Origin of the sequence: Thermocatellispora tengchongensis, assembly GCF_014202315.1 — a bacterium.
GTDB classification, from domain to species: Bacteria; Actinomycetota; Actinomycetes; order Streptosporangiales; family Streptosporangiaceae; genus Thermocatellispora; species Thermocatellispora tengchongensis.
The window spans coordinates 419,592-435,330 of record NZ_JACHGN010000009.1; the positions used below are offsets into that span (position 1 = coordinate 419,592).

17 protein-coding genes, 1 tRNA gene and 1 pseudogene are annotated in these 15,739 nt (G+C 74.1%); 10 read left to right on the top strand and 9 right to left on the bottom strand.

The annotated features are described in order from the left end of the window. Positions 1-126: 126 nt before the first annotated feature. The 5 genes from HNP84_RS23120 to HNP84_RS56155 all read right to left on the bottom strand — a co-directional run bounded on the left by HNP84_RS23120 (position 127) and on the right by HNP84_RS56155 (position 3,542). On the bottom strand, positions 127-774 hold the full coding sequence (locus HNP84_RS23120; protein WP_185051859.1) for a 3'-5' exonuclease: 648 nt from the start codon (positions 772-774) through the stop codon (positions 127-129). A 394-nt stretch (positions 775-1,168) separates the two neighbouring features. Continuing rightward, positions 1,169-1,630 (bottom strand): hypothetical protein, encoded by a 462-nt coding sequence (locus HNP84_RS23125; protein WP_185051860.1) that lies wholly within the window; start codon positions 1,628-1,630, stop codon positions 1,169-1,171. A 196-nt stretch (positions 1,631-1,826) separates the two neighbouring features. Then, positions 1,827-2,582: a GntR family transcriptional regulator gene (locus HNP84_RS56145; RefSeq protein WP_185051861.1), complete on the bottom strand. Its 756-nt coding sequence runs from the start codon at positions 2,580-2,582 to the stop codon at positions 1,827-1,829. A gap of 119 nt (positions 2,583-2,701) precedes the next feature. Further along, positions 2,702-3,079 carry a hypothetical protein gene (locus HNP84_RS56150; RefSeq protein WP_185051862.1) on the bottom strand — a complete coding sequence of 126 codons (378 nt, stop codon included), beginning with the start codon at positions 3,077-3,079 and terminating at the stop codon, positions 2,702-2,704. A gap of 25 nt (positions 3,080-3,104) precedes the next feature. Beyond that, complete coding sequence (locus tag HNP84_RS56155) at positions 3,105-3,542, bottom strand: hypothetical protein (protein ID WP_312925521.1); 438 nt, start codon at positions 3,540-3,542, stop codon at positions 3,105-3,107. 561 nt (positions 3,543-4,103) lie between these two features. Here HNP84_RS56155 and HNP84_RS23145 point away from each other — a divergent pair. Beyond that, a complete protein-coding gene (locus tag HNP84_RS23145) occupies positions 4,104-4,889 on the top strand; it encodes an SDR family NAD(P)-dependent oxidoreductase (RefSeq protein ID WP_185051863.1) in 786 nt (261 codons plus the stop codon). Positions 4,890-4,973: 84 nt separating this feature from the next. After that, positions 4,974-5,411, top strand: coding sequence for a bacteriocin fulvocin C-related protein (locus tag HNP84_RS23150; protein ID WP_185051864.1), 438 nt, complete (start codon positions 4,974-4,976; stop codon positions 5,409-5,411). 93 nt (positions 5,412-5,504) lie between these two features. On the opposite strand, the pseudogene HNP84_RS23155 reads toward HNP84_RS23150, so the two are convergent. Continuing rightward, a pseudogene (locus HNP84_RS23155) lies at positions 5,505-5,660 on the bottom strand (hypothetical protein); the annotation flags it as partial. Between the two features lie 77 nt (positions 5,661-5,737). Continuing rightward, positions 5,738-5,812, bottom strand: a tRNA-Arg gene (locus tag HNP84_RS23160). 117 nt (positions 5,813-5,929) lie between these two features. Here HNP84_RS23160 and HNP84_RS23165 point away from each other — a divergent pair. Continuing rightward, the gene (locus HNP84_RS23165; protein WP_312925523.1) at positions 5,930-6,325 is read left to right on the top strand and encodes a response regulator transcription factor; all 396 of its coding nucleotides are present in this window, start codon (positions 5,930-5,932) and stop codon (positions 6,323-6,325) included. Positions 6,326-6,482: 157 nt separating this feature from the next. Here the strand turns inward: HNP84_RS23165 and HNP84_RS23170 are convergent, their stop codons facing one another. After that, complete coding sequence (locus HNP84_RS23170) at positions 6,483-9,281, bottom strand: helix-turn-helix transcriptional regulator (protein ID WP_312925524.1); 2,799 nt, start codon at positions 9,279-9,281, stop codon at positions 6,483-6,485. Positions 9,282-9,406: 125 nt separating this feature from the next. On the opposite strand from HNP84_RS23170, the gene HNP84_RS23175 reads away from it, so the two are divergent. The 3 genes from HNP84_RS23175 (at position 9,407) to HNP84_RS23185 (ending at position 12,269) form a co-directional block, all read left to right on the top strand. Beyond that, the gene (locus tag HNP84_RS23175) at positions 9,407-10,042 is read left to right on the top strand and encodes a LysE family translocator (RefSeq protein WP_185051866.1); all 636 of its coding nucleotides are present in this window, start codon (positions 9,407-9,409) and stop codon (positions 10,040-10,042) included. A gap of 111 nt (positions 10,043-10,153) precedes the next feature. Beyond that, positions 10,154-11,569: an alpha/beta hydrolase family protein gene (locus HNP84_RS23180; protein WP_185051867.1), complete on the top strand. Its 1,416-nt coding sequence runs from the start codon at positions 10,154-10,156 to the stop codon at positions 11,567-11,569. A gap of 148 nt (positions 11,570-11,717) precedes the next feature. Then, positions 11,718-12,269: a hypothetical protein gene (locus HNP84_RS23185; RefSeq protein WP_185051868.1), complete on the top strand. Its 552-nt coding sequence runs from the start codon at positions 11,718-11,720 to the stop codon at positions 12,267-12,269. Positions 12,270-12,312: 43 nt separating this feature from the next. On the opposite strand, the gene HNP84_RS23190 is transcribed toward HNP84_RS23185, so the two are convergent. After that, on the bottom strand, positions 12,313-13,446 hold the full coding sequence (locus HNP84_RS23190) for a TRM11 family SAM-dependent methyltransferase (protein ID WP_221336576.1): 1,134 nt from the start codon (positions 13,444-13,446) through the stop codon (positions 12,313-12,315). A gap of 253 nt (positions 13,447-13,699) precedes the next feature. Here HNP84_RS23190 and HNP84_RS23195 point away from each other — a divergent pair, with 253 nt between their 5' ends. The 4 genes from HNP84_RS23195 to HNP84_RS23210 all read left to right on the top strand — a co-directional run. Continuing rightward, positions 13,700-13,981 carry a metal-sensitive transcriptional regulator gene (locus HNP84_RS23195; RefSeq protein WP_185051869.1) on the top strand — a complete coding sequence of 94 codons (282 nt, stop codon included), beginning with the start codon at positions 13,700-13,702 and terminating at the stop codon, positions 13,979-13,981. A gap of 54 nt (positions 13,982-14,035) precedes the next feature. Then, positions 14,036-14,248, top strand: a complete 213-nt coding sequence (locus HNP84_RS23200; RefSeq protein WP_185051871.1) for a heavy-metal-associated domain-containing protein — start codon at positions 14,036-14,038, stop codon at positions 14,246-14,248. Beyond that, a complete protein-coding gene (locus tag HNP84_RS23205) occupies positions 14,245-15,177 on the top strand; it encodes a DUF8832 domain-containing protein (protein ID WP_185051873.1) in 933 nt (310 codons plus the stop codon). The genes HNP84_RS23200 and HNP84_RS23205 overlap by 4 nt, the downstream gene beginning before the upstream one ends. Before the next feature lie 5 nt (positions 15,178-15,182). Continuing rightward, positions 15,183-15,739 (top strand): cation transporter (locus HNP84_RS23210; protein WP_185051875.1); only part of this gene is annotated, 557 nt, incomplete at its 3' end.

Below are 15,739 nucleotides of genomic sequence, written 5' to 3' on the forward strand. Positions count from 1 at the left end.
GAGTTTTCTGAATGCGAGCGTCCACGTAGCCGCTCAACTCTCACGCGATCCAGTCTCGCAGCCACCTCGCACGCGACAGGCTGCAGCCATCGGGAAGCCCCTGGCGGAGTGGTCATCGATGCCTCCTCACAGGCCGAACAAGGACTCCTGCTGTCCCTTGGCAGCCTCCTGCTCCAGCTCCAGGAGCTTGGGGGTGATCTCGGCGATCCTGCGCAGGTGGGACAGACTGTTCCAGGGCCCGTCGTCGAGCAGGCGGCCGAAGACGGCCAGGGTGACGACGACGTCGGCCAGGGCACGATGCCGGTCTGGGGGCGCCGGAATGGCCAGGTGGCGCAGCAGGTCGTCCAGGCGGTGCCGGGCCAGGTCGGGGTAGGCGGTACGGGCGAGCCGTACGGTGTCGAGCAGGGGGATGCGGGCGAGTGCCGGGCAGTGGTCGCGCTGGTCGAAGATCAGTCCGGCTTCGTAGGGGGCGTTGTGCGCCACGAGCAGGTACGGCGGGCGGGTGAGCCGCCCGTCAAGGGCGGACATCACCTCACTCGCCGCGGGCGCGTCGGCGAGCATCGCAGGTGTGATGCCGGTCTGGGCGATGTCGTACGGGGTGAGCGTCACGTCCTCGGGCGGGCGGATCAGGGAGGTGAATCGCGCCGTCTCGGTCAGTGCGCCATCCCGGTGCCTGGCGGCGATCGCCGCCACCTCGGTTGGCTCGGGGCGCCGCCCGGCGGGGGTGACGGTTTCGAAGTCGATGACGACGAAGGTGATGTCGTTCAGCTCCATGCGCGAGCCTCCCCGGCGATGGTGGTGACCATGTGACGGATGCGTTGTGGGCCATCCTGCTCGGTGAGCACCACGGCGAGGTGGTGGTTGACGCGTTCGTGGGCTCGCAGCCAGTGTCGCCCATACTCGCCTACGTCTCCCCAGCCGGGCACGCCTACATCGACCGCCGCCTGTACTTCCCGGGGCCTGGGCCGGCGACCCGGCCGCCGGGGCGAGGCGCACGTCCCCGAACACCGGCCATAAGAAGTCGAACAGCTCGCCGAAGTTCCGCTCGGGCGCCTCCCGGCCACGCCTGCGGATGCCCGTGCACGAACGGCGACGGCGGCCAAGCGGCCGTCCGATGACGGCGAAAGGACCCGCCGGCTCGCGCGGGCGGGTCCTTCGGGGCGGCGGGCTAGAAGACGTCGTGCCAGCCACCGCAGTTGTCGAGCTTGTGGTCGCCCTCGCACACTCGGACGTCGAAGTCCTTCTTGAAGATGAAGTCCTTGAAGTGGATCTTGCCGAAGGTCTTGTAGTAGTTCTGGTGGAACCGGCCGAACTTGTCGTACCACTTGAACCAGACGTAGGTGTACTCGCGGTCGCCGCGGTCCACGTCCACCAGGTCCCCGCCGAAGTAGTAGAAGCCGTGCTTCTTGTACCAGTAGCCCTTGAAGTAGCCGTCGTGGCTGTCGGCCCAGTACTTGAACGTCCGCCCGAACGTGGTAGCGGCCCCGTCCTGAGCGGTGACCTTGGCGGACGTGGCGGCCTTCACCGGCGCGGCGGCCGGCGTGGCGGCCTGCGCGGGCGCGGCGGCCAGGCCGATGGACAGGGCGGCGGCCACAGCAGCGCCGGCGACGATGGTGCGAATCTTGGTCACGGTGTTCTCCCGGTGATCGTTACGGTTTCGCCGGACCGAGCCGCCTGTTCCCGGCGGTCCCTCCCTTGCCCGGCACCGCATACGTTAGGAAGATCGGCCGCGCCCATCTGCGCACGAATCCACACAACCACCCTTGTGTGCAGTCATACGCATTCAGAGCCCACCAAACGCCGCCGGCCTGCCCACCCGTACCGTCTCAGTCGGGAATCGGAAAACGGTAGTCGAAGACGGTCGTGTCCCCCGCGAGGACGGCGATCATGACTTCGACCGCGCGACCGGTGTCGTCGAAGACCGTCCTGACGAGTTCCATGACCGGCGTGCCCGTCGGCAGGGCCAGCGCGATGCTCTCGCGTCGGCACGGCATGCGGGCGCACACCTCCTCACGGACCTCGGCGAGACGCAGTCCGGCGGATTCCAGGACGGCGAAGCTCCCGCCGGGGCCGGTGTCCTCCTGCTGGATCGCGGTACCGGCGACCAGGTCGAGGGGGTGGTAGGAGTCGGCGAGCCGCGTGGGGCGGTTGCCGACGTAGCCGGTCCCGCTACGCAGCCAGACGGGCGTGCCAGGCGGCACATTCAGGCGTTCCGCGACGGGTTCGGGAGCGGGGACCTCGGCCGGCTCGCGAACGGCCTGCCGGGCGGCGTGGCTGTGCGTGCCGGGTCCGGCAAGCAGGGTGGCCCGCGCCTCAGGCTCCGGCCCCTGACCGCGTACGTGGCGTTCGACACCGTAGCGAGCTGACCGCGCCCGGCCGCGGACGACGAAGCCGGGGCTGGGGACGAACTGGATGACGCCTTCCCGCTGGAGGGCGTCGATGGCCTTCTGTACGGTGCCGCGGGCCACGCCGTATCGCCGCTGGAGGTCCTCAACGGACGGAAGCAGGGCGCCCGGCGCACGTTCACCGGATTCGATCTCTTCCAGCAGGTCATCGCATATGTCGCGATAGGACACCGGCACGCTCTCGCCCCTTCCCGCTCGTCACCCGCCCAGGTGACCCGTGTCGCCCGGCCAATCTAGCCCGGTATCGCACACAGTGATCAGTGCGCCGGCGCGGGAGGCGAGGTCCACGACGGTCGTCAGCGGGCGGCGGTGCCGAGCGCGGCGGACGCGCATCGGCCGATCACCTCGCAGTACGCGGCCGAGCCCTCCGAGCCGATCATCCCTGGCTGCATCTGGTTCATCACGTAGCAGATGGTCATCCGCCGATCGAGATCCATGATGATCAGGGAACCGCCCCATCCATCCCAGAAGCAGATTTCGCCGGCGGGCACGAAGGGCACCCCTGCGGCTCGGGCAGGGCGTAGCCGATCCCCCAGCGCATCGGTATCCCCAGGACCAGGTCGGGGCCGGGTGAGATAGTCCAGCTCGTGGGAGTCGAGCGCGTGAGTCAGGTTGCCCCGGTCGCGCTCCCGCTCGGCCATGCGCTCGAAGACGCCGGCAACGTAGCCCTGCACCGGACCACGAAGGCGCGCGGCCCGGTCAACGAGAAGTAAGCATGGCGCTGGGGCCGGGCGCCGGTTCCCGCGCCGCGCCCACCCGCTCGGCCGGCCGTTCGAGGGCGTCGGCCACGTCGTCGCCGTCCTCGGTCGGCACGACCGTGGCGCATCCCGGCGGGCGCAGGTCGCCCGGCTCGCCGGGGTAGGCGAAGAACGCCACCGGCGGGCGCGCCCCCGCCGGCACCAGGTACTCGGCCCCGTCGAGCTGGGCGGCGACCGCGTCGGCGCGGTAGGCCGGCCGCTCCACGGCCGGGACGCCGGAGCCGCGCTCCTGGCGGGCCGGGAACATCTCGGCGTGCACGCGGGCCGGGTGGCATGGCGGATGCGGGCCGCGGCGCAGGGCGTCCCCGCCCAGCAGCAGGACGCATCGCCCGCCCGAGGCGAGTGCGCCCGCCGCCTCCTCCACCGCGGCCTCCGGCACGACCGCAGGGCGGCGTACGGCGACCGGCGGCGCGGGGCTCGCGCCCTCCGACCAGGAGACATCGGCGGGCAGGATGAGGGTGGCCGTGCGTCCCGGGCGGGGCCATGGCGGGCCGCCGCTGCCGCGGCGGCGTCGCCGTCCGGCGCAGCCCCGGGCGACCGCCTCGGCGCGTCGGCCGCCACGTCGGCGGCGCGCGAGCTGCGGCGTACCCAGCCGGACACCGAGCCCGCCAGTGCCTCGACGTCGGAGTCCAGCGGGGCGTCGAAGCGGCGGTGGTAGGTCGCGTGGTCGCCCACGACGGCCGGCACCGGGGTGTGCGCGCGCCTGGCGTTGTGCAGGTTCGCCGGCCCGTTGCCCAGCCCCGGCTCCAGGTGCAGCAGCACGGCCGCGGGGCGCCACGTGCCCGGCATACGGGGCGTGCTGTGCCCGTTCGGGGGGCGCCACCGGGGCCGCCGACGGGTACGGGCGGATGGCCGTTCTGTAACTCGCAGGTCACGGCCCTGGGCGGGCGTATTCGCCGGGGGGACTACGGTGGTGATCACCGACAGGGGAGGTGGCCGCATGCGGCGTTTGGAGGAGAGGGTCGCGGTCGTCACGGGCGCCGCGCACGGGATCGGGCGGGGCATCGCGGAACGGCTCGCCGCCGAGGGCGCGGCCGTGGCCGTCGCCGACATCGACGGCGAGGCGGGGGAGCGGGTCGCGCAGGGGCTCGCCGCGCAGGGCGCGCGGGCCGTCGCGGTGGCCTGCGACGTGACCTCGCGCGAGGACGTCGAGCGGGCCGTCGGCTCCGTGGTGGACCGGTTCGGCGGCCTGGACGTGCTGGTCAACAACGCCGGCGGCGGCAGGTCGCTGCCCGAGTTCGAGGACCTCGACACCGAGGACTGGCACCGGCAGGGCGACCTCACCCTGCTCGGGGCCGTGCACTGCGTGCGGGCCGCGCTGCCCCATCTGATCGCATCCCGCCACGGCGGGCGCGTGGTGACGGTGGGGTCGATCAACGCGCTGGCGCCGTTCGGCAGTGTGCCGTACTCGGCGTACAAGGCGGGCCTGATCAGCCTCACCCAGAACCTGGCCGCGCGGTACGCCGATCGCGGGGTGCGGTTCAACCTGGTCGCGCCGGGCACGGTCGGCACCCGGGTCTGGGAGGACAAGCCCGGCCGGCTGGAGGCGATCGGCCGCACGGTCCCGCTGGGCCGCGTCGGCCGCCCCGGTGACATCGCCGCCGCCGTCGCCTTCCTCGCCTCCGACGACGCCGAGTGGATCACCGGCGTGACCCTCCCCGTGGACGGCGGCGCCCTGCTCAACGCCGGCCGCCTGTTCACCGCGGCGTCGGGCCACGACACCTGACGTACGGTGGTCGCCGAGGACCTCGGCGTCAACGCTGACGTAATCGGGTTGCCGTCCTCCCGCGACCCGGGGGAGGGTGGGCTCATGAGCGAGGACACCGAGCCCGGCGGCACGCCGGCGGAGTCCGGCGGCGAGGCCGCGACCCCCGCCGCCTGGGTCGAGGCCAACCGGCACCGCCTGCCGCGGACGTACGCGGAGTTCAGCCGCTTCCCGATCGCCCACCGGCGGGCGATCTACAACGCGCTCGGGCCATCGGCGAGGTCCGCTCTGTGGGTCGAGCAGCTCACCCGCTACCTGGACGCCAACCCCGGCCTGCCGGCCGAGCAGCGGCAGGTGCTCACCGATGCCATGGCGCTGCTGCGCGACGAGCGCGCCCACCGGCACGACGCCGCGGGGCTCCCGCTCCTGCACGAGGAACTGCGCCGCCTGGAGGCCCGGGGGATCGCGGCGTTCGGCCGCGACCGGGCCCGAGACCTGTTCGCCACCCTCGGCCCCCCGGAGGGCGGCCCCCCGCCCCGCTGACGGCTGCGCCCGGGTCGGGCGCGCACCCGCGAGCCGCCACAGCAGCCAGGCGAAGTACGGGGCGCCGAGCAGCGCGGTCACCAGCCCGGCCGGCACCCGGGCGGGAGCGATGACGGCGCGGCCGAGGGGGTCGGCCTGGCTCACCAGCAGGGCCCCGAGGAGCACGGCCACTGGCAGCACGCCCGGTGCCGGCCAGGTCCCGCGCCGCGTGCGGTTGAAGATCACAGCCTGCCGGGTGAGTTGCCGCATGTGGCGGGGAGCCTGGCCGGCTTGGATGAGGGCTTGTCACACGAAGGGAACGCGGACATGCCGCGTTCCCTTGTTCGTGGTGCCCCCTGCAGGATTCGAACCTGCGCACCCGGCTCCGGAGGCCGGTGCTCTATCCCCTGAGCTAAGGGGGCTCGACGAGTGATAAGGCTACCAGCATCTGACCGTGGCTCGTCACCTTGATATCTCTGAGGGCACACATCGCTGGAAAGCTGCGCGGGGAAGGGGGTGTAGGGGTTAGCCTCGCGGCCGTGGGTGAGGTTCTGGGGCGTGTACTCGTAGTCGATGATGACGAGGTCATCCGGCAGCTCATTGCGGTGAACCTGACGTTGGAGGGGTTCGAGGTCGAGACCGCGTTCGATGGGCAGGACTGTCTCGATCGGGTGGTGGGCGTCATGCCTGACGTCGTGACGCTCGATGTGATGATGCCCAGGCTCGACGGGTGGGTGACCGCGGAGCGGCTGCGGAACGATGAGGAGACCCGGCATATCAAGGTGGTGCTGATCACGGCTCGGGCGCAGGAGGACGATCGGCGGCGAGGGCTGGGGATCGGGGTGGACGCCTATCTGACCAAGCCGTTCGACCCGGCGGAGCTGATCCAGGTGGTGCGGGATCTGGCGGTGTCGGCTCGGGCCGGCGGGCTATAGGGTCTGGCGGGCTACTGGGGCCGGCGGGGCTATAGGGTCCGGCGGCTATCGGGTCTGGCGGGCTATTGGCCTGGCTGTTGGGTCTGGTGGGCTGTTGGGTCTGGCGGGCTGTTGCTCTGGCTGTTGGGTCTGGCGCGGGCTGTTGGGGCTCGGCGGGTCAGTTCCGGGTGTGGCGGGGGGCGTGGGCGGCTGCCTGGGTGCGGGTGCTCACGCCTAGTTTGGCCAGGATGTTGCTGACGTGGACGCTGACCGTCTTCTGGGCGATGGTCAGGCGGGCGGCGATCTCGCGGTTGGTCAGGCCCTCGGCCACCAGGGACAGGACCTCGCGTTCGCGTTGGGTCAGGGGCGTCTGGGCGGGGGGCGCGGTCAGGCGGGAGTGCTGGGCCTGGGTGGTGAGGGCGCGGCGCAGGGGGGCGGCCTGGAGGGCCTCGGCGGTGGCCATCGCCTGGCGCCACTCGCGTTCGGCGGACTTGCGGTCGCCTTCGGTGAGGAGGGCGTCGACCAGGCGCCAGCGGGTGCGGGCGACCTCGTAGGCGAAGCCGTAGTCGAAGGCGGCCAGGACCTCGCGCCACATCGCGGAGGTGGCCGTGCCGTGTACGCGGTGCCACTCGGCCTCGGCGCGTCGCAGCCAGGCCATGCCCTCCAGGAGGAGCGGGCGCCGTGTGCCGGAGTCGGGGCCGGTGGTGGCGGCGTAGCGGGCGCGGGCGAGGAGGTCGTCGGCCAGGGCCGGGTCGCCGTGCGGGGGCAGGGCGGCCAGGCCGGTGGCGCAGATGCGGATGAGGGCGGGGTCGAAGGGCTCCAGGATCTCGACCACCGCTCGGACGTGGGCCAGGGCGGCCTGGGGGTCGCCCTGCCAGAGGGCGTGCTCGGCCTCCAGGCCCCGGGCGATGTACGACACGAGCGGGGTGTCGAAGAACCTGCGCAGCCAGGTGAGCCGTTCCTCGACGACGGGCAGGCCGCGGGCGACCTCCACGAACAGGGCGAAGGACGACAGTGTGGCCTCGGCCGGGGTGCCGACGCGGATGTTGAAGCCCGCGGCGACCTGCTGGGCCAGGTCCCACTCGCCCGCCACGTAGTGGATCAGGAAGCGGAGGAACCGCAGGTCGGTGCCGTAGGTGCTCCAGCGCAGGCCGGTCTCGTGGGACAGGCGGATGCCCTCGTCGGTGGTCTCGGCGGCGGCGGCCAGCTCGCCGCGCTCGTAGCGCAGCCGGGCCAGGCTGAAGATCGCGCGCAGGTTCACCGACAGGTCGGGGGAGCGGCGGGCGCAGGCGCGCTCCAGAAGGCGTTCGGCGCCGTCGAAGTCGCCCTCGGCCTCGGCCGCCGCCGCGAGCACGACCAGCGCACTGACCTCGGCGTCGAGGGCGCCGTGCGCCTCGGCCACGGCCAGGGCGCGCGCCGCGATGCCCCGGGCCTCGCGCTGCTCGGGAGTCCACATCAGCGTACGCGCGTACGTGGCGAGGGCGCGGGCGAGCTGCGGCCCCTCCGGCGCGGCCGCGACGGCGGCGGCGCCCGCCCGCGCGGAGTCGGCCACGGCGTCGGTCTCGTACAGGTAGTACGCGAGGCGCTCGTTGACCTCGGGGGTCGGCGGCAGGCGGCGGAGCTGGGCGATGGCCCGGTGGTTGTCGCCGCTGTCGGCGGCGGCGACCGCGCTGCGCAGCGCGAGCCCGGCGTGGTCGTCGCCCGCCAGGCGTTCCGGATCGGGCACCCGGTCCCACAGCGACAGCGCGGCCTCGAAGTGGCGGCGGGCCTCGGCGGGCGCGCCCAGCCGGATCGCCCGGCGCCCGGCCTCGGCCGAGGCCGCGAGCGCCCGGGGCAGGTCGTGGCTGGCCAGCGCGTGGTGCGCCAGCTCGGCGTACGTGCCGTCGTCCTCGCGGAGCCCGGCCGCGGCCGCGTCGGCGAGCAGGGCGGCGAAGCGGGTGTGCAGCCGGGTGCGCTCGCCCGGCAGCAGGTCGGTGTAGACGGCCTCCTGGAGCAGGGCGTGCCGGAAGGCGTAGCCCTGCCCGGCGCGGAGCATCAGGCCCTGGGAGACGATCTCGCGCATCGCGTCGTCGAAGTCGCGCTCGTCCAGCTCGCAGACCCGGGCCAGGATCTCGTGCCCGGCGTGCCGGCCCGCCACCGAGGCGGCGCGCAGCACGGCCTGGGCGGGCTCCGACAGCCGCTCGGCGCGTGCGAGCAGCAGCTCGGCCAGGCTCTCGGGCAGCCCTTCGCCGTACGTGGCCAGCAGCTCCTCGGCGTAGAACGGGTTGCCCTCGGCGCGGCGCACGATGGTGCCGATGGCGTCGGCGTCGGTGCCCAGCGCGGCCAGGTGGCCCGCCAGCTCGTCGGAGGTGAGCGGGCGCAGCTCGACCGGGGTCACCGCGGGCAGTCGGCGCAGCTCGGCGAGCAGCGGGCGCAGGGGGTGGCGGCGGTGCAGGTCGTCGGTGCGGTAGGTGCCGACCAGGCAGACCCGCTCGGTCTGCAGCATGCGGGTGAGGAACACCAGCAGGTCGCGGCTGGACCGGTCGGCCCAGTGCAGGTCCTCGAACACCAGCAGCACCGGCTGCCGCGCCGACAGCTCGGCCAGCATGGCGAGCGTGGAGCCGAACAGGCGCTGCTGGGTCAGGCCGCCGTGATCGTCCTTGGGGAGCGGGGGCGGGGTGCCGGGCAGGAGCCGGCGCAGGATCGGCCAGCGGGCGATCAGCTCGGGGTCGGCGCCGCGCAGCGCGTCGGCGAGCGGGAGGTAGGGCACGGCGTCGCCCAGCTCGGCGCACTGGCCGACGAGCACGGTGAAGCCCTCGTCGGCGGCGCGCCGGGCCAGCTCGGTCACCAGCCGGGTCTTGCCGATCCCGGCGTCGCCCCCGACCAGCGCCACCCCGGCGGAACCGGCCGCCGCGGCCCGTGCCACGCCCAGGAGGCGGTCCAGCTCGGCGGCACGCCCGACCAGCTCGTTCTCCGCCGTCGTACGCAGTGCCGCCACGCCGCCGAGTATCGCACGCCCCACCGACCGTGTTCGCCGCCAGGACCGCCGGGCGCGAATGGCCCACGGAACGAATGCCGGATTGGCCTGTCTGGGGAGGCCATGCGGCATCTAGCCTCGCGGGCATGGTGTCCTCGTCCACGCTCGTGGTGTTCGTCGTCGCGTCGCTCGCGCTCGTGGCCATCCCCGGCCCCAACCACCTCTACATCATCGCGCGGGGCATGGCGCAGGGCCGGGCTGCCGGGATCGCCTCGGCGCTGGGGGTGGAGGTGGGCACGATGGTGCACATCGCGGCGGCCTCGGCCGGTCTGTCGTACCTGATCGCGCGCTCGGAGGTGCTGTTCACGGTGGTGAAGCTGGCGGGCGCGGCGTACCTGATCCATCTCGGCGTCCGTACGCTGCGCCGCCGGGGCGGCGAGCAGGACGCGCCGGGGGCGGGGGAGGAGCGCCCGCTGCGCCGGATCTTCCTGGAGGGCCTGGTCGTCAACGTGCTCAATCCGAAGGTGATCCTGTTCTTCCTGGCCTTCCTGCCGCAGTTCGTACGCCCGGAGGCGGGCGCGCCCGCGCTCCAGGTGGTGGTGCTGGGCACGACGCTGCTGCTGCTCGGCCTGGTCTCCGACATCGTGTACGCCGTCGGCGCCGGCGCCCTGGGCGCCCGCCTGCGGGCCAGGGCTCGGGCCGGCGCGCTGCGCACCCTCAGCGGCGTCGTCTACCTGGGGCTCGGCGTCGCCACCGCCCTGACGGGTGCGCGTTCGGCGTAGCCGCCGTGGGACCACGGTCGCAGACCGCCGCGCCGGGTCATACCCGCGGGGCACACGCTCCCCGGCCTCCGGACCGATGCCCCCGCCTCCATGTGCGCCAAGAATGCTCACATGCCTGTGACGATCCTCGGCCTGAGCCCCGCGGAGTTCGCGGTCGTGCCGGCCGCCGTGGCCCTGGTGGCGGTCCGCCTGTTCCCGCCCCGCGCGCGCCGGCCGGTCGCGTCGGCCGCCGCGGCGGTCTTCGCGGTGTCCGCGGTGGTGGCGGCCGTGCTCGGGGTCCGCTGGCAGCTCGCCCCCGTCCTGGCGGGCGGGGCCGTCGCGCTGGCGCTCGCCGTTCCCACGCTGCTCGGACGGCGTGCGTGGCCGGCCGGCCGGTGGCCGGCGGTGGCGGGATCGGCGGCGTGCCTGGCCCTGATCCTGGCGGGCGGGGCGGTGGCGTGGGCGCTGCCGGTGCCCGTGTTCCCCGAGCCGTCGGGCCCGTACGCGGTCGGCACCACCGTCGTGCAGTGGACCGACGCCGGCCGCGCCGAGACGGCCACCGCCGCACGCGATGACCGGCGTACGGTCGTGGTCCAGCTCTGGTACCCCGCCCGTGAGAGCCCGGACGCCCCACGGGCGCACTACCTCGGCCGTACGCCGGGGGAGGCGCGGGCCGTCGCCCGCGGCGCCGCCGCGTACCTCGGTGTGCCCGGCTTCGTGCTGGACCACCTGCCGATGGTCCGCACCCACGCGGTGCCCGGCGCCCCGGTGGCCGAGGGCGGCGGCCGGTTCCCGGTGGTGCTGTTCTCTCCCGGGCTGGGGGGCGTGCGCACCCAGAACACCGCCTGGGCGGAGGAGCTGGCCAGCCGCGGCTACGTCGTGGCGGGCCTGGACCATCCGTACGACTCGGCCGTCGTCACCCTCGCCGACGGCCGCGAGATCCGCACCCGGGTCGCGGCCACCGGCGACCCGGAGCGGGACGAGCGGCTGGCGGCGGGGTGGACCGCGGTCCGGGCCGCCGACCTCGGCTTCGTGCTCACCCAGCTCGCCCGCCTCGACCGCGGCGAGATCCCGGGCCCCCTGACCGGCCGGCTCGACACCGGCAGGGCCGCCGTGACCGGTCACTCCATCGGCGGGGCCGCCGCCTTGCAGGCGCTCCGGCAGGACGACCGGTTCGCGGCGGCCATCGACATCGACGGCTTCCCGCGCGACCCCGCCCCCCGGGCGTTCCACCGGCCCGTGCTCGCGCTCACCCAGGACGTCCGGCGGGGGGAGAACCCGGACTACATCCCCCGCCTCACCGAGGTGCTCCGGCTCGGCACGGCGACGGACTACCTGCTCACCGTGCCCGGGTCGGCGCACCTGACGTTCACCGACGCCCCGCTGTACCTGCCGCCGCTGCCGGCGCTCGCCGGCTCCTCCGGCCGCACCGACGGGCTCCGGGTCACCGCGGCGGCCACCGTGGCCTTCCTGGACACCGTGCTCCACGGCCGGCGGGACGACCTGACCGCGGCCCTGTCCCAGTACGGCGAGCTGACCGTCCACTAGGCGGCGCGCCGGGACAGGGGCGAAGGTCCCCGATCTCCGGGGACCTGTGATCCGCGGAGGGGAGCGGTACGGCCCTGCCGCCCCCGGCGGCGTCGCGGTGCACTGGGAGTGCGCCAGAACGGCACGCGGACCACGAAAGGGGCCGGCAATGGCCACCACGCACGGGCGGCACGAGACGTCCGCCCTCCCCCTCCCCGCTTCCCCCCAGGCTCCCGCCCGCGCGGCCGGCTACGCCTGGGGCCTGGCCCGGATCGCCATCGGCTGGATCTTCCTGTGGGCGTTCCTGGACAAGACCTTCGGCTGGGGCTTCGCGACCCCGCCGGAGCGCGCCTGGCTCGCGGGCGGCAGCCCCACGACCGGCTTCCTGAAGGGCACCTCCGAGCACGCGCTCGGGGGGTTCTTCTCCGCCCTGGCCGGGCAGGTCTGGGTGGACTGGCTGTTCATGCTCGGCCTGCTCGGCGTCGGCGCCGCGCTGATTCTGGGCGCGGGCGTGCGGGTCGCCGCGGGCGCCGGCACGGCGATGCTGCTGCTCATGTGGGCGGCGGAGCTGCCCCTGGAGACCAACCCGTTCCTGGACGACCACATCGTCTACGCGATCGTCCTGATCGGCCTGGCGCTGGCCGGCGCGGGCGACACGCTCGGGATCGGCAGGTGGTGGGGCAACACCGCCCTGGTCCGGGACTTCCCGGTCCTGAAGTGACCAGCCGGCGCCCACCCCCGCCCCGGGGGTGGGCGCCGCCGTTTCACGCCCCTCGGCCCGCGCGGTGGCGGGGGCGCAGGGCGGGGCGGCCGGGGCCGAGGACCGCGATGTGCGGGTGGATGCCGGACAGGCTGACGTGCCGCAGGTGGACCGGCACTAGCCCGTGCCCGATCGCCGTACGCAGCTCGGCCGGGTCGGGCAGCAGCACCACGGCCCGGCCGCGCAGCACCCGGCGCAGCTCGGCCCACCAGGCGCCGGGCCGTGCCGCGACCCGGCCGCGCGCCGCGACCTGCTCGCCCCAGGGCGGGTTGGCCAGCACGACGTCCGCGCTCCCGTCGGCCAGGGGCAGCCGGGCGGCGTCGGCGCGCTCCAGCCGGACCGAGGGCATGCCGGCGGTGTTGGCCCGCGCCGCCGCCAGCGCCCGCGGGTCCAGGTCGTAGCCGCGGACGCGTACGCCGGGCCGGGCGGCCTCGGCGGCCAGCGTGCCGGCGCCGCAGAACGGGTCCACGACCAGCTCGCCGTCGGTGGGGGCGGCCAGGTGCACCATGGCGGCGGCCACGGGCGGGTGCAGCGTGCCGGGCACGCCCTCCCGCTTGTACGCCCGCCGGTGCAGCGGCCGTTCGGCGATCCGCGCCATCAGCGCGGCGGTCTCCCCGTCCAGGGTGACCCGCCAGCCGGAGTACCCGGGCGGCGGCGGCTCGCCCTGCCGCCTGGAGTGGTAGGGCAGGCCGAGCGCGGCGGACAGGGCCGCCCCGACCTCGTCCTCCACGTCGTACCGGCTGAAGTTGCGCTTCCCGGTGAACGAGGCCGACACCTCGACGCCGTGCGCGCGCTCCGGCCCGCCGTACGCGGCGCGGGCGCGCAGGGCGGCGGCGCATCCGGGCCCGGAGGCGAGGGCGCGCAGCGCGCCGAGGGCGTCCTTGCCGCGGCCGATGTCCGGGATGCGCGCGGCCACCACGAACACGTCGTCGGGGGTGCGCAGCCCGGTCATGTCCGCCGGGGCCGGGGGCGGCGCGAAGCGCACCTCCCTGCGGCCGATGTGGGTGACCGAGCCGAGACCCGAGCGCAGGATCTCGCCGGCCACGATGGTTTCGATTCCGCCGACACTTCGCGCCACCAGGCGCGCCGCCGTCATCGGGCTGCGGCGCGACCGGGACGCGGGACGGCGAACAGGCATGCGTGAACCCGCATGAAACGTTCTTCTCCCACGTCGCGACCCGGGACGGCGCCACGCCGCCCCGCCTCGCCGGCAGCGGGATCTCCTCGGCCCGCCGGCGGATGTGGTCAGCGTCGGAAGAAGAACGTCATGCGGGGGACTTTACCAGATTCACATACGGGGAGGGGGTATGCTATGGTCCATGACGCAATACCCTAGGGGGGTAGGGTGTTGGAGCAGGTGCACGAGAGCGAGCGGATGAGAGGAGGAGCCGATGGCCGGATATTCCGCCGCCAAGCAGGACCATCTGCGCCGGCTGCGCCGTATCGAGGGGCAGATCCGGGGATTGCAGCGGATGGTGGAGGACGATCAGTACTGCATCGACATTCTCACCCAGGTGTCGGCGGGCACGAGCGCCCTGCGCTCCTTCGCCCTGTCCCTGCTGGACGAGCACCTCGCCCACTGCGTGGCCGAGGCGGCGCGCGAGGGCGGCCCGGAGGCCGACGCCAAGATCAAGGAAGCCTCCGACGCCATCGCCCGGCTCGTCCGGTCATAGCGGGCACCCGCCCCGGCGACCGTTTGCGTATCTATCGACATGGGAGTGAATGACATGACCACCGCTACCTACACCGTCACCGGCATGACCTGCGGCCACTGCGTCAGCTCGGTCAAGGAGGAGGTCGGCGAGGTCGCCGGGGTCACCGGCGTGGACGTCGATCTGGCCACCGGCCTGCTGACGGTCCAGAGCGAGGCGCCGATCGAGCCCGCCCGGATCGTGGCCGCCGTCGAGGAGGCCGGCTACACGGTGGCGGATCAGCCGTGAACGCAGCCGGCAGGCTCGGCCTGTACGCCCTGGGCCTCGCCGTGATCTTCGGCGGCGCCCTGGGCGTGGGCACCGCGATGGGCGACGTCACCGAGCCCCCGCCCCCGCCCCCGGCGCACGCCGACGCGGGGGCCGGCCACGGCGAGAGCCACGGTGACGACGGCGGCCACGCCCACGGCGGCGAGGCCGAGCCGGTGTCCCACGACACCCCCGGCGGGTTGCAGGTGTCGCAGGGCGGCTACACGCTCGTCCCCGAGACCACCACGCTCACGCCCGGCGAGAAGTCCGAGTTCCGGTTCCGGGTGCTCGGCCCCGGCGGCGCGCCCGTGACGGCGTACCAGGTGGAGCACGAGAAGAAGATGCACTTCATCGTGGTCTCCCGCGACCTGGGCGAGTTCCGGCACCTGCACCCCGAGATGACCTCCGGCGGCGTGTGGTCGGTGGACCTGACGCTGCCCGGCCCGGGGGCGTACCGGGCCTTCGCCGACTTCGCCCCCGAGGGCGGCGAGGCGATGACGCTCGGCGTCGATCTGCAGGCGCCCGGCGACTACCGGCCGGCCGAGTTGCCCGGCGAGGAGCGCACCTCCACGGTGGACGGCTACGAGGTCACCCTCGACGGCGAGCTGCTGCCGGGCAAGTCCAGCGGGGTGCAGCTCACCGTGACCAAGGACGGCGAGCCGGTGGACGACCTGGAGCCCTACCTGGGCGCGTACGGCCACCTGGTGGCGCTGCGCGCCGGCGACCTGGCCTACCTGCACGTGCACCCCGACGGCGTGCCCAAGGACGGCCGCACCCTGCCCGGCCCGGGGATCACGTTCTACGCCGAGGTGCCCAGCGCCGGCGATTACCGGCTGTTCCTGGACTTCAAGCATGGTGGGAAGGTGCACACCGCCGAGTTCACCGTGCGCGCGGGCGACCGGAAGGAGTGAGCGAGATGACCACCACCGAGCTGTCCATCGGCGGCATGACCTGCGCGTCCTGCGCCAACCGGATCGAGCGCAAGCTCAACAAGCTCGACGGCGTGACCGCCACGGTCAACTACGCCACCGAGAAGGCCACCGTCACCTACCCCGACGGCCTCGACCCGCACGCCCTGGTGGCCGAGGTCGAGAAGGCTGGCTACACCGCCGAGCTGCCCAAGCCCTCGCGCGAGGAGCCCGCGGAGCAGGAGGCCGCGCCCGACGAGCTGGCCCCGCTGCGCGCCCGGCTGATCACGGCGGTGCTGCTGAGCGTGCCGGTGATCGCCATGGCCATGATCCCGGCGCTGCAGTTCCGCAACTGGCAGTGGCTCTCGCTCACCCTGGCCGCCCCGGTCGTCATCTACGCCGGCCGGCCGTTCCACCGCGCTGCCTGGGTGAACCTGCGCCACGGCGCGGCCACTATGGACACCCTGGTGTCGATCGGCACTTTGGCCGCGTTCGGCTGGTCGCTGTGGGCGCTGTTCTTCGGCACCGCCGGCACGCCCGGCATGATCCACCCGTTCGAGTTCAC

Coding starts and splice junctions, on each gene's coding strand:
- HNP84_RS23145 (WP_185051863.1), top strand. CDS start 4,104: ATGCGGCGTTTGGAGGAGAGGGTCGCGGTCGTCACGGGCGCCGCGCAC.
- HNP84_RS23175 (WP_185051866.1), top strand. CDS start 9,407: ATGGTGTCCTCGTCCACGCTCGTGGTGTTCGTCGTCGCGTCGCTCGCG.
- HNP84_RS23195 (WP_185051869.1), top strand. CDS start 13,700: ATGGCCGGATATTCCGCCGCCAAGCAGGACCATCTGCGCCGGCTGCGC.
- HNP84_RS23200 (WP_185051871.1), top strand. CDS start 14,036: ATGACCACCGCTACCTACACCGTCACCGGCATGACCTGCGGCCACTGC.
- HNP84_RS23120 (WP_185051859.1), bottom strand. CDS start 774: ATGGAGCTGAACGACATCACCTTCGTCGTCATCGACTTCGAAACCGTC.
- HNP84_RS23185 (WP_185051868.1), top strand. CDS start 11,718: ATGGCCACCACGCACGGGCGGCACGAGACGTCCGCCCTCCCCCTCCCC.
- HNP84_RS23190 (WP_221336576.1), bottom strand. CDS start 13,446: ATGCCTGTTCGCCGTCCCGCGTCCCGGTCGCGCCGCAGCCCGATGACG.
- HNP84_RS23180 (WP_185051867.1), top strand. CDS start 10,154: ATGCCTGTGACGATCCTCGGCCTGAGCCCCGCGGAGTTCGCGGTCGTG.
- HNP84_RS23150 (WP_185051864.1), top strand. CDS start 4,974: ATGAGCGAGGACACCGAGCCCGGCGGCACGCCGGCGGAGTCCGGCGGC.